Origin of the sequence: Ralstonia sp. OTU4908 (genome assembly GCF_038440115.1) — a bacterium.
GTDB classification, from domain to species: domain Bacteria; phylum Pseudomonadota; class Gammaproteobacteria; order Burkholderiales; family Burkholderiaceae; genus Ralstonia; species Ralstonia pickettii.
On sequence record NZ_JASATD010000067.1, the window covers coordinates 1 to 10,479 of the forward strand.

The window sequence follows — 10,479 nt, forward strand, 5'->3', positions numbered from 1 at the left end:
ATGTCGCAGGGAGGGAAGGGAGGCAAACTCGCTGCGCTCAGACAGGCCTCCCTTCTTTTTCCTCCCTGCAACAGAAATTCAAGGCGCCATCTAGGGCATCAACGGCCAGACCGTTGGTGTGCGGGCGTTGGTGCCTGCGGTTTGGCGGCTTAAGCCGCCGTCGCGTATTCGCGGCGCTGGGCGTGCAATGCGCCTGCGACGCTGGCCAGCAGGTCCAGGGCCAGATGCGCTGTGATCCCGTCTTTGTCGTGGCGCGGGTTGTATTCCACGAGTTCGAATGCGGCGAAACGTGCGTCGCGTGCGCACGCGGCAAGTGCTTGCGCCATGCCCTGCGCGGTGAGCCCGTCTGTTTCAGGCGTGCCGACGCCGGGTGCGACGGCGGGGTCGAAGGCATCCAGATCCAGCGTTACGCCAAAGGCCGCCGTGCCCGATTTGACCTGGCGGATGGCGTCGGCCATGACGGCGCGCAGGCCGTTGCGTGCCACTTCGGCAGCGTCGATGACGCGCACGCCAAGCAGATCCAGCAACGCGCGTTCGGCGGGCTCGTAGCTGCGCGCGCCGATCACCACGACGTGTTCCGGCAGCAGCTTCGGCGCGGCATCGCCGATCTGCGTGAGGGCCGCCGCACCGTGGCCGAGCAGCGCCGCCAGCGGCATGCCGTGGATGGCGCCGGAATCGCTGGTCTGCGGTGTGTGGCTGTCGAGATGGGCATCGATCCAGATCAGGCCGAGCGGGCCCTTCGGCCGCAAGGCGTTCGCCACGCCGGACCACGTGCCGATGGCGCACGAGTGATCGCCGCCGATGACCACGGGCACATGCCCCTGGTGCACGCTGTGGGCGGTTGCGTCACCGAGCGCGCGCGAGAAACCGGCAACGCCCGGGAGCGCGGCCAAGCGCGCTGAGCGGCTGTGCCCGGCCGACGTGGCCAGTTCGATGTCGTGTACGAGCGTGGCCTGCGTGTCCGGCGTCTGCAATCGCGCCAGCGCGCCGGCCTCGAGCAGCACACGCGGGCCGTCCTTGCAGCCGTCGTCTTGCGCTCCGCAGCCGATGGCCGCGCCGATCAGATCGATGATGGTCATGTCACTCCCCTTGCAAGTTCTTCCGTCACGCCACCTCGCGCCGTGGCCAGCCGGCCAGCGTCTGGCGGATGGCCTCCAGTGCCAGTGCCAGTTCAGCTTCGCCAATCACCAGCGGCGGTGTCAGGCGCACCACGTTGCCGTAGGTGTCCTTGGTCAGAACGCCGCGCTCAGCCAGCGCGAAGGCGAAGTCGTGCGCGTCGATGCCGGCATCGAGTTGCAGGCCGATCATCAAGCCGCGCCCGCGCACCTGCCGCACGCCGTGGCCAACGAGCGTCTTCAGTTCGTTGACGAACGCTGCGCCCACGCGCGCGGCACGCTGTGGCAGTTGTTCTTCAATCAGCAAGCCGAGTGCCGCGCGTCCGATGTGCGCTGCGAGCGGGTTGCCGCCAAACGTGGAGCCGTGGTCGCCCGGGTGGAACACGCCGATGACCGCCTCGCGCCCGGCAATGGCCGATACGGGCACCATGCCGCCGCCGAGCGCCTTGCCCAGCACCACCAAGTCGGCGTCAACGCCTTCATGCCAGCTCGCCAGCACATCGCCGGTGCGGCCCAGGCCCGTTTGCACCTCGTCGCAAATCAGCAGCACGTTGTGCCGGGTGGCGAGTTCGCGTGCGAGTTTCAAGTAGCCAGGAGGCGGTTCGACGATGCCGCCTTCGCCTTGCACAGGTTCCATGAGGATGGCGCCGGTGTTGGGCCCGATGGCGGCACGCAGCGCATCGGCGTCGCCGAACGGAATGCGCCGGAAGCCCGCCGCGAACGGGCCGAATCCATAGCGGTATTGATCGTGCGAGGAGAACCCGACGATCGTTGTCGTGCGGCCGTGGAAATTGTTGTCGAAGACGATGATTTCGGCCGCCTCGGGCGGCAGGCCCTTCACGTCGCGCGCCCATTTTCGGGCTGCTTTGATCGCGGTTTCGACGGCTTCCGCGCCGGTGTTCATGGGCAGCGCGCGGTCCATGCGCGTGATGCGGCAGACGTCGGCCAGGAAGGGTCCCAACTCGGTATTGTGGAAGGCGCGCGACGTGAGCGTCAGCCGGCCGGCCTGCTCCGTCAGTGCAGCAACGAGTTTCGGATGTGAATGTCCGAAGCTGACGGCCGAATACGCCGACATCATGTCGAGGTAGCGCCGGCCGTCCGTATCGAACAGCCATACGCCTTCGCCGCGTTCCAGCATGACCGGCAACGGCGCGTAGTTGTGTGCGCCGTAGCGGTCTTCCAATGCATAGCTCGGATGTTGCATTGCGGTCGTCATGATGGCCTCCTGCCTGGATCGGTCGTTCACTTGCGGCGCATTGTGCGATCTGACAGACTTGAAATCAAATCGAATGTTTTTCGTTTTTCGATCCAAAAATTTGATAGATAAGGGCACCCGTCTTCTGCCATGTCGCACTCGCCGCTGCGCTATCTGCATAGCTTCCTGACCGTCGCCAACGAGGGCAGCTTCGTGCGGGCGGCAGACCGCCTCGCCGTGTCGCAACCGGCGTTGTCGTACCAGATGCGGCAGCTCGAACAGTGGCTCGGCGTGCCCTTGTTCGAGCGCTCGGGGCGCAAGCTCGTGCTCACGCGCGCCGGCACGTCGGTGCGGGCGTGGTGCCGTGATGCGTTTGCCGGGTTGGATGAACTCCGCGCCGCATTGCACAGCGGCGAGATGGAGCGCGTATCGCTCAAGCTGGCGAGCGGTTCCAGCTTCGGGCGCTATGTGCTGATGCCGGCGCTCCTGACGCCGTCGCCCGAATCGGATGCGCCGCTTCTCGACGACGTGCGCCTCGAACTCGCCTTCGGCAGCGATGAAGAGGTGTTTAGCCATATCGAATCGGGCCGCGCCGATCTCGGCTTTGTCTACACGCCGCGCACATCGCGCCTGTTTGAACACCACGCCGTCTACACAGAAGAATTCGTGCTGGCCTGCAGCGCCCGCGCGTTGCGTGAGCGCACTGCACCGCGCACGCTGGCCGACTGCGCGGCGTTGCCCTTCGTGACCTATGACGAATCCGATGCGGTTTATGGGCTGTGGTTCAAGGCGCTGTTCCGGCGCATGCCCGAAACCACCGTCAGCGCACATCACGTATCCGACCTGGAAGAGGTGAGCACATTGGTGGAGGCCGACATGGGCTGGTCGGTGCTGCCGCTGCATGCCATTCAGGATGCAGTGGAGCGCGGGCGCCTTGAGGTCGTGCGCCCGATCGTGGCGCGGCGCTGCCTGAACACCGTGTTTGCCGTGCGCCGCACATCGAGCTTTCCGAGCGAAGCCCAAGACCGCCTGCTGGTGCGGCTGGCACAGCTTGACGCCGCGGCGCGCGTGTAGGCGCCGGTCGCGACCTTCCAGGCTGATTTGCGATCCGCCAAATGCCGCCTTGAAATTAATTAATTCGACAATTAATATCTGCGGCATGGCAACCCGCAAACCTTCCCCGCGCGGCCCGGGCCGCCCCCGTCGCCAGGATGGCGTAACGCAGGACGGCCTCCGTGACCGCCTGCTCGACATCGCCGTCACCCTGTTTGCGCGCGACGGCGTTGGCCCTACCACGCTTGCTGCCATCGCCCGCGAAGCTGGGGTGACGGCACCGATGGTGCATTACCACTTCAAGTCGCGCGATCAATTGCTCGACGCCGTGGTGGAGGGGCGCATCCGCCCGCTGGTCGATCAAGTGACGCGCCCGGCGCTTGCAATCATCGCCGACGACGCGCATCTGCCCGACCTCGCGCAGACCTTGGCAGGCGTGGCGCAGCGCATGGTGACGGTGGCCACGGCCACGCCTTGGTTTCCGACGCTGTGGATTCGGGAGATCGCCAGCGAAGGCGGCCAGCTGCGCGAGCGTGTGTTCGCGCGCATCGCGCTGGAGCGCGCCACGTTGCTGGTCGACCGCATTGCCCGCGCACAAGCGGCGGGCGCGGTGAACGCGGCACTGCAGCCGCCGCTGGTGATGGTCTCGGTGATCGGCCTGGCGATGCTGCCGCTGGCGACGCGCGCGCTGTGGGGGCGTCTGCCACTGGCGGATCAGGTGAGCGACGAGGCTATCGGGCAGCACGTGGCTGCGCTGCTGCTGCACGGCATCGGCCCAGTCGCGGCGCCCGAGGAAGCCGGCGGGAAGCAAGCGAAGCCGAAACGCAAGCCTAAGCCAAAGAGCAAGGGACGCAAGTAGGCGAACACGGCAGATCAATCGCATCAATCGAATCCCGCGGAGGGTGGCATGCGGCAAGCGTTGTGCATGGGTAGGGCAGGGTGTTGGGCGGCGGCATCGGCCGCAGCAATCGTGCTGGCGGGCTGCGCTAAACACGACGACCGCACCTACCAGGGCTACGTGGAAGGTGAGTTTGTCTATGTGGCGTCGCCGGTGGGCGGGCGGCTGGACCATCTCGGCGTGCAGCGCGGGCAGACGGTCAACGCAGGTGCGCCGCTCTTCGTGCTGGAATCGGTGGATGAGACTGCCGCTCGCCAGCAGGCTGCCGCGCAATTGCAAGGCGCCGAAGCGCAACTCGCCGACCTGAACGTCGGCAAGCGTGTGCCGGAAGTGGACGCGGTGCGCGCGCAACTGGCGCAGGCGGTGGCGGCGGACAAGCTCTCGTCGACGCAGCTGGCGCGAGACGAGGCGCAGTTCCGTGCAGGCGGCATCGCGCAATCGCAGCTCGATGCAAGCCGCTCCAGCGCGCAGACCAACGCGCAGCGCGTGCGTGAACTGACCAACCAGCTGCGCATTGCCCAGTTGCCGGCGCGCAATGACCAGATTCGCGCGCAATCCGCACAGGTGGAGGCGGCGCGGGCCGCAGTGGCGCAGGCCCAATGGCGGCTCGACCAGAAAGCGCAGAAAGCTACGCAGGGCGGCCTCGTGTTCGACACGCTGTATCGCGAAGGCGAGTGGGTCGGCGCCGGCAGCCCCGTGGTGCGCATGCTGCCGCCGGCCAATGTGAAAGTGCGCTTCTTCGTGCCGCAAGGCGTGCTCGGCGCGCTCAAGCCGGGGCAAGCCGCGCGCCTGCACTGCGATGGCTGCGCTGCCGATATCAACGCCACCGTCACGTACATCGCCACCGAAGCCGAATACACGCCGCCCGTCATCTACAGCAACGCGACGCGCGACAAGCTTGTCTTCATGGTGGAAGCGCGACCCGCAGCGGCCGACGGTCCGAAGCTGCGCCCAGGCCAACCCGTCGAGGTGACGCTGCCATGAGCGCCAATAGCCCAGACAGCCCTGACAGCCGGCCTCACGCAGGCAATGGCGACTACGCCATCGACGTGCATGGCCTGAACAAGCACTTCGGCGACAAGCACGTTGTGAAAGACCTCTCCATGCAGGTCGCGCGCGGTGAGATCTTCGGCTTTCTCGGCCCCAACGGCAGCGGCAAGACCACGTCGATCCGCATGATGTGCGGGCTGCTGACGCCCGACAGCGGCAGTGGTTCGTGCCTCGGTTACGACATCCTCAAGGAATCCGCGCAAATCAAGCGGCGCGTCGGCTACATGACGCAGCGCTTCTCGTACTGGGATGATCTTTCCATTCGCGAGAATCTGGATTTCGTCGCGCGCCTGTACGAGATGTCCAATCGGCGCGAGGCGGTTGATCACGCGCTGGAGCATCTCGGGCTGGCCTCGCGCGCCAAGCAACTGGCAGGCTCGCTGTCGGGCGGCTGGAAGCAACGCCTGGCGCTGGCCGCCTGCATGCTCCACAAGCCCGAACTGCTGCTGCTCGACGAACCCACCGCCGGCGTCGACCCGAAAGCGCGCCGCGACTTCTGGGAAGAGCTGCACCGGCTGGCGGCGGAGGGCATCTCGGTGCTCGTCAGCACGCACTACATGGACGAGGCCGAGCGCTGCCACAAGCTTGCCTACATCGCATATGGCGAGCTGCTCGCGCAAGGCACGGCCGATGAAGTGATCGCCGCGCAGCGCCTGTCGACGTGGTCGGTTTCGGGCGGCAATCTCGTGGAACTCGGCCGCAAGCTGGAAGGGCAGCCCGGCGTGGATCAGACCGTCGCGTTTGGTTCGGTGCTGCACGTGACCGGCGCGGATGCGCAAGCGCTGGAGGGCACGCTGCGCAAGCTCGCCGCAGAATCCGGCGCCCGCACCGCTCCGATCGACACCGGCCTCGAAGACGTGTTCATCCACATGATGAAGCGCTCCTCCGACAATTACGGGGCGCAGCCATGAAGCCAGAGGGCAATCGGTTTTCGCTTGTGCGCTGGTGGAGCGTGGTGCTCAAGGAGTTTCTGCAACTGCGCCGCGACCGCGTGACGTTCGCGATGATGATCGGCATTCCGATCATGCAGCTCTTCCTGTTTGGCTTTGCCATCAACGCCGACCCGAAGCACCTGCTGACCGGCGTGATTGCCGCAGACCAGAGCGAGTTCACGCGCAGCTTCCTGGCCAGCATGCGCAACTCCGACTACTTCGACTTGGCCACCACGCTGCCGGATGAAACCGCCGGGCGCGAGGCGCTTGCCAAGGGCCAGCTTCAGTTTGTCGTAACGATTCCACCGGACTTCACACGCAAGCTGGTGCGCGGCGAAAAGCCCTCGCTGCTCGTGGAGGCCGATGCCACCGACCCTGCCGCGACCGGCCTGGCTGTGGCGTCCCTCTCGCAACTGGTGCAGGGCGTCGTCAGCAAGGATATGAAGGGCGCATTGTCACCGCTGGCCGGGGGTGCGGGCGGATCTGCGAGCACAGCGCCGCCATTCGATGTGCGCATCCACAAGCTCTACAACCCGGAAGGCATCACGCAATACAACATCATCCCGGGTCTGATGGGCACCATCCTGACGATGACCATGGTGATGATGACGGGCCTGGCCATGACGCGCGAGCGCGAGCGGGGCACGATGGAAAACCTGCTCGCCACGCCAGTGCATCCCCTGGAGGTGATGACGGGCAAGATCGTGCCGTACATCTTCATCGGGCTGGTGCAGGTGACCATCATCCTGCTGATGGCGTTCTTCGTTTTTCAGGTTCCATTTGTCGGCAGCGTGTGGATGGTCTACGTGTCGGCGCTGCTGTTTATCGTGGCGAGCCTGACGGTGGGCATCACGCTGTCGTCGCTCGCACAGAACCAGCTGCAGGCGACGCAGCTGACTTTCTTCTACTTCCTACCGAACATCCTGCTGTCGGGCTTCATGTTTCCGTTCGTGGGGATGCCCAAGTGGGCGCAGGTGATCGGGAACCTGCTGCCGATGACGTATTTCAACCGGCTCACGCGCGGCATCCTGCTCAAGGGCAATGGCTGGTTTGAGCTGTGGCCGAGCATCTGGCCGCTGATGGTGTTTACGGTGGTGGTGCTGGGGGTGGCGTTGCGGTTTTATCGCAAGACGTTGGATTGAGGTGGCTATGTGGACGCTGTGGATTCGACGCGCTGACGGTGGTGGTGCATCCCTTGTTTCGTCCCCTGCCGGGGCCGACTTACTTTCTTTGTCTTGCCAAAGAAAGGTAAGCAAAGAAAGGCGCGCCCGAGATGGCGACTTCCCCTTGAATTTATGTAACCGGGCGGAGACGGGGAAAACTCGCTCCGCTCAGACAGTTCCCCGTCTCTTTTCCGCCCGCTTACAGAAATTCAAGGCGCCATCTAGGGCAGGGTACGGCCAAACCGTCGGTGGGCACCTGTTGGCGTTGGGGCGAGCGTTGAGGTGTGGTGAGCGGGCGGCTGGGGCTGTGTTGATTGCTGCGCTGGCTGTGAGCGGCTGTGCCGTCGGTCCCGATTTCAAGGCGCCCGCGGAGCCAGCGGCTACCGGCTACTCCACGCAGCCTGTGTCGCGGGAAACCGCATCCGCGCCCGTTGTTGGCGGCGAAGCGCAGCATCTCGTCGATGCCAACGTGCCGGCCGATTGGTGGCACCTGTTCCGATCGCCGGCGCTGGATGCGTTGGTGGACGAGGCGTTGCGCGCGAGCCCGTCGGTCATGCAGGCGGAGGCGCGCTTGCGTCAGGCGCAGGCCGAAGCGCAGGCGCAGTTCGGCTATGCGTTGCCGTCGGTGGATGGCACCGTGTCGGCCGTGCGTCAGCAGATCAAACCGGAGGCGTTCGGGTTCAACACGCCCAAGCCGGGGCCGTTCACGCTGTATTCGGCGTCGCTGTCGGTGTCGTATGCGCTGGATATTTTTGGCGGCGTGCGCCGGGCGCTGGAAGCATCGCAAGCGCAGGTCGATACACAGCGTTATGAGCTGGAGGCGGCGCGGCTGTCCCTGGCGGGCAATGTGGTGACGACGGCGGTGCGGATTGCCGCGCTGGATGCGCAGATCGCGACCACGCAGCGATTGGCGGCCGAGCAGCGCAAGCAATTGGAGATCACCGAGCGGAGGTTGAGTGTGGGCGGCGTCGCGCAGGTCGATGCGTTCTCGCAGCGCACGCTCGTCGCGCAGACCGACGCCACGTTGCCGCCGCTCGCGCAACAGGCTGCGCAGCAGCGGCACCGTCTATCGGTATTGCTGGGCCGCGAGCCCGGCGCCGGCTTGCCGGAGTTGCCGTCACTCGACGCGCTGCATTTGCCCGATCCGCTGCCGGTGTCGCTGCCATCCACGCTCGCGCAGCGCCGTCCCGACATCCGCGCTGCCGAGGCCATGTGGCACGAAGCCAGCGCCAACGTGGGCGTGGCCACGGCCAATTTGTTCCCGCGCATCACCCTGTCCGCCGGGCTGGGTTCGGAAACCACCAGCTTCCGCAATCTCCTCGGTGCCGGGTCGAGCATCTGGAACCTGGGCGCAGGGCTCACGCAGCCAATCTTCCACGGCGGCACCCTGCGCGCGAAAAAACGCGAAGCCGAAGCGGCCTACGATGCAGCCGGCGCCGCCTACAAACAAGCCGTACTGCAAGGTCTGCAAGAAGTGGCCGACGCCCTGCACGCCGTCAACAACGACGCCCAAACGCTGCAGGCCCGAGCGCTGGCAACCGACCAGGCGCAACAGACCCTGCGCGCCGCCCAAGCTCGCCACGCCGCAGGCGGGATCAGCACGCTAACGTTGCTGGACGCCCAGCGCCAAGTCGACCAGGCCACGCTGCAGCAGGTGCAGAGCCAAGCCGACAGGTTGCTAGACTCCGCCGCGCTCATGCAGGCGTTGGGTGGGGGCTGGCAGTAGCCTCTGCGTGATACTGGCGCGCTATATGACGACGGCGCTGCCGTCTCCGATGAGCGTCGCGCCGCATTCCGTCATGTCGCCGTGAAGGGCTGCGGGCTGGCCATCAATCAGCATGTCTGGGCTGACTTTACTGATGCTGTTTGGGCCATGAAGGGGGGCAATCCACCATGTCGTGCAGGCGGGCAATGGGTTTGCCATTCAGCAGACTTTCTGATGAGCCTGTGGTGACGTGTCCGCCGTGCGAGTGTTGGCAGCCGACAGTGATCATGCTTCCTTGTAGTTCATCCATTGGTGCTACCTCCTACGATTTGGCGGGCGTTTCAGAATTTCTAGCGGGATGTACGGCACGAAGTGCCAGTTTTCCGCCTCGGGGTCGAATAGCCCAATCTGATCTGCATCGCTCGGCACGAGGCCGCGAACGTGATTCGCCTTATGAAAGGCACTGTGCATTGTGTGTGTGATCTGCGCCTGCTTCCACGTGGTGGATATCCGCTGTGCGGTTTCCTGCCAAGCGAAGAGGCCGACGCCCTCATGTAGATGATTAATCTCGCGCAGGACATCATCTGGAAAATCTATGCACAGTTCGTCCTGGTTTAGCTGAAGTCGGATGTCCCGTTGTAAGCGGTAGCTGACCAGCGGAGATTGCTGACTATCCAATAGTTGCGCGTCCTTTGCACGAAAGCCGCAGAGGACTTCCAGCGAGACACCTGCTGGAAATGCCGCCCTCAGGTCCTGGGGGCGAAGCGAGTCCAGCCGGATTGATCGGTATTCGCAATCGGGATTGTCCTTGCGGACCATATCCATCATGGCGTCAAACGGCGACAGATAGCAGCCCAGCACGGCACCACCGTCATCATTGAGCGCGCGGATCAGCAGCGAGGTTGTGCTCGTGCCGCTTGGCCCTCGATCCCTCGCAAGCACCACATACAACACAGGCGTCGTGGTGATCGTTGTCATGTGCTCGCCTCCGCCAGTTTCTGAATAAGTGCCTCCGCCTCGGCGCGCGTGAGAACGCCTTCCCGCCGCCGGTATTTCTCCAGCGCCAGCATCCGGTCGATGTCATCGCGCGAGGGGTGGCCATTGGGGCCACTGGAAAAGCCGATAAAGTCATCGGCATAGGGGCGGGCGTAAGGGTCGTTCGGCTCGGGTTTGCAGGCCGCTTCGATCTCGGCGGGCCACCCGGGGTCGCTGCAGGTGATGAGCGTGAGCCAGCGGCAGGTCGCCTCCAGCAAGGTGAAGGGCAACATGACGTAGCGCATGGATGCAAAGAACAGATCGGTAAACCTCGGCCCCCAGCAGATTCTGTAGCCTTCGGCAAAGGTCTCGCGCGGTGCCCAGAAGCGGTAG

General features: G+C 65.1%; 11 protein-coding genes and 1 pseudogene. 6 read left to right on the forward strand and 6 right to left on the reverse strand.

From position 1 onward, the window contains the following. Positions 1-149 precede the first annotated feature (149 nt). On the reverse strand, positions 150-1,079 hold the full coding sequence (locus tag AAHM38_RS24815; RefSeq protein ID WP_012760882.1) for an arginase: 930 nt from the start codon (positions 1,077-1,079) through the stop codon (positions 150-152). Positions 1,080-1,104: 25 nt separating this feature from the next. Continuing rightward, positions 1,105-2,331 carry an ornithine--oxo-acid transaminase gene (rocD, locus tag AAHM38_RS24820; protein WP_116576917.1) on the reverse strand — a complete coding sequence of 409 codons (1,227 nt, stop codon included), beginning with the start codon at positions 2,329-2,331 and terminating at the stop codon, positions 1,105-1,107. A gap of 129 nt (positions 2,332-2,460) precedes the next feature. On the opposite strand from rocD, the gene AAHM38_RS24825 reads away from it, so the two are divergent. From AAHM38_RS24825 to AAHM38_RS24850, 6 genes are all read left to right on the forward strand, one after another. Next, positions 2,461-3,384, forward strand: a complete 924-nt coding sequence (locus tag AAHM38_RS24825) for a LysR family transcriptional regulator (protein ID WP_012760884.1) — start codon at positions 2,461-2,463, stop codon at positions 3,382-3,384. An 85-nt stretch (positions 3,385-3,469) separates the two neighbouring features. Next, positions 3,470-4,222, forward strand: coding sequence for a TetR/AcrR family transcriptional regulator (locus AAHM38_RS24830; protein WP_116576918.1), 753 nt, complete (start codon positions 3,470-3,472; stop codon positions 4,220-4,222). 48 nt (positions 4,223-4,270) lie between these two features. After that, positions 4,271-5,245, forward strand: a complete 975-nt coding sequence (locus tag AAHM38_RS24835) for an HlyD family secretion protein (protein ID WP_012760886.1) — start codon at positions 4,271-4,273, stop codon at positions 5,243-5,245. Continuing rightward, a complete protein-coding gene (locus tag AAHM38_RS24840) occupies positions 5,242-6,222 on the forward strand; it encodes an ABC transporter ATP-binding protein (protein WP_116576919.1) in 981 nt (326 codons plus the stop codon). The genes AAHM38_RS24835 and AAHM38_RS24840 overlap by 4 nt, the downstream gene beginning before the upstream one ends. After that, positions 6,219-7,385, forward strand: coding sequence for an ABC transporter permease (locus AAHM38_RS24845; RefSeq protein ID WP_116576920.1), 1,167 nt, complete (start codon positions 6,219-6,221; stop codon positions 7,383-7,385). Before AAHM38_RS24840 ends, AAHM38_RS24845 begins: the two co-directional genes overlap by 4 nt. A gap of 7 nt (positions 7,386-7,392) precedes the next feature. Continuing rightward, positions 7,393-9,132: an efflux transporter outer membrane subunit gene (locus AAHM38_RS24850; RefSeq protein ID WP_116576921.1), complete on the forward strand. Its 1,740-nt coding sequence runs from the start codon at positions 7,393-7,395 to the stop codon at positions 9,130-9,132. 21 nt (positions 9,133-9,153) lie between these two features. Here the strand turns inward: AAHM38_RS24850 and AAHM38_RS24855 are convergent, their stop codons facing one another. The 4 genes and pseudogenes from AAHM38_RS24855 to AAHM38_RS24865 all read right to left on the reverse strand — a co-directional run. Then, positions 9,154-9,330 carry a PAAR domain-containing protein gene (locus AAHM38_RS24855; RefSeq protein WP_310735785.1) on the reverse strand — a complete coding sequence of 59 codons (177 nt, stop codon included), beginning with the start codon at positions 9,328-9,330 and terminating at the stop codon, positions 9,154-9,156. Then, entirely contained in the window at positions 9,260-9,421 is a 162-nt protein-coding gene (locus AAHM38_RS25740) for a PAAR domain-containing protein (RefSeq protein WP_375139919.1), read from the reverse strand. Before AAHM38_RS25740 ends, AAHM38_RS24855 begins: the two co-directional genes overlap by 71 nt. 5 nt (positions 9,422-9,426) lie before the next feature. Further along, positions 9,427-10,089 carry a hypothetical protein gene (locus AAHM38_RS24860; RefSeq protein ID WP_012760891.1) on the reverse strand — a complete coding sequence of 221 codons (663 nt, stop codon included), beginning with the start codon at positions 10,087-10,089 and terminating at the stop codon, positions 9,427-9,429. Beyond that, positions 10,086-10,479 (reverse strand): annotated as a pseudogene (locus AAHM38_RS24865) (DUF6708 domain-containing protein); the annotation flags it as partial. The gene AAHM38_RS24860 and the pseudogene AAHM38_RS24865, both read right to left, overlap by 4 nt.

Excerpts from the sequence above, each read along its gene's own strand:
- AAHM38_RS24815 (WP_012760882.1), bottom strand. The coding sequence starts at position 1,079 with ATGACCATCATCGATCTGATCGGCGCGGCCATCGGCTGCGGAGCGCAA.
- rocD (WP_116576917.1), bottom strand. The coding sequence starts at position 2,331 with ATGACGACCGCAATGCAACATCCGAGCTATGCATTGGAAGACCGCTAC.
- AAHM38_RS24825 (WP_012760884.1), top strand. The coding sequence starts at position 2,461 with ATGTCGCACTCGCCGCTGCGCTATCTGCATAGCTTCCTGACCGTCGCC.
- AAHM38_RS24830 (WP_116576918.1), top strand. The coding sequence starts at position 3,470 with ATGGCAACCCGCAAACCTTCCCCGCGCGGCCCGGGCCGCCCCCGTCGC.
- AAHM38_RS24835 (WP_012760886.1), top strand. The coding sequence starts at position 4,271 with ATGCGGCAAGCGTTGTGCATGGGTAGGGCAGGGTGTTGGGCGGCGGCA.
- AAHM38_RS24840 (WP_116576919.1), top strand. The coding sequence starts at position 5,242 with ATGAGCGCCAATAGCCCAGACAGCCCTGACAGCCGGCCTCACGCAGGC.
- AAHM38_RS24845 (WP_116576920.1), top strand. The coding sequence starts at position 6,219 with ATGAAGCCAGAGGGCAATCGGTTTTCGCTTGTGCGCTGGTGGAGCGTG.
- AAHM38_RS24850 (WP_116576921.1), top strand. The coding sequence starts at position 7,393 with ATGTGGACGCTGTGGATTCGACGCGCTGACGGTGGTGGTGCATCCCTT.
- AAHM38_RS24855 (WP_310735785.1), bottom strand. The coding sequence starts at position 9,330 with ATGGCAAACCCATTGCCCGCCTGCACGACATGGTGGATTGCCCCCCTT.
- AAHM38_RS25740 (WP_375139919.1), bottom strand. The coding sequence starts at position 9,421 with ATGGATGAACTACAAGGAAGCATGATCACTGTCGGCTGCCAACACTCG.
- AAHM38_RS24860 (WP_012760891.1), bottom strand. The coding sequence starts at position 10,089 with ATGACAACGATCACCACGACGCCTGTGTTGTATGTGGTGCTTGCGAGG.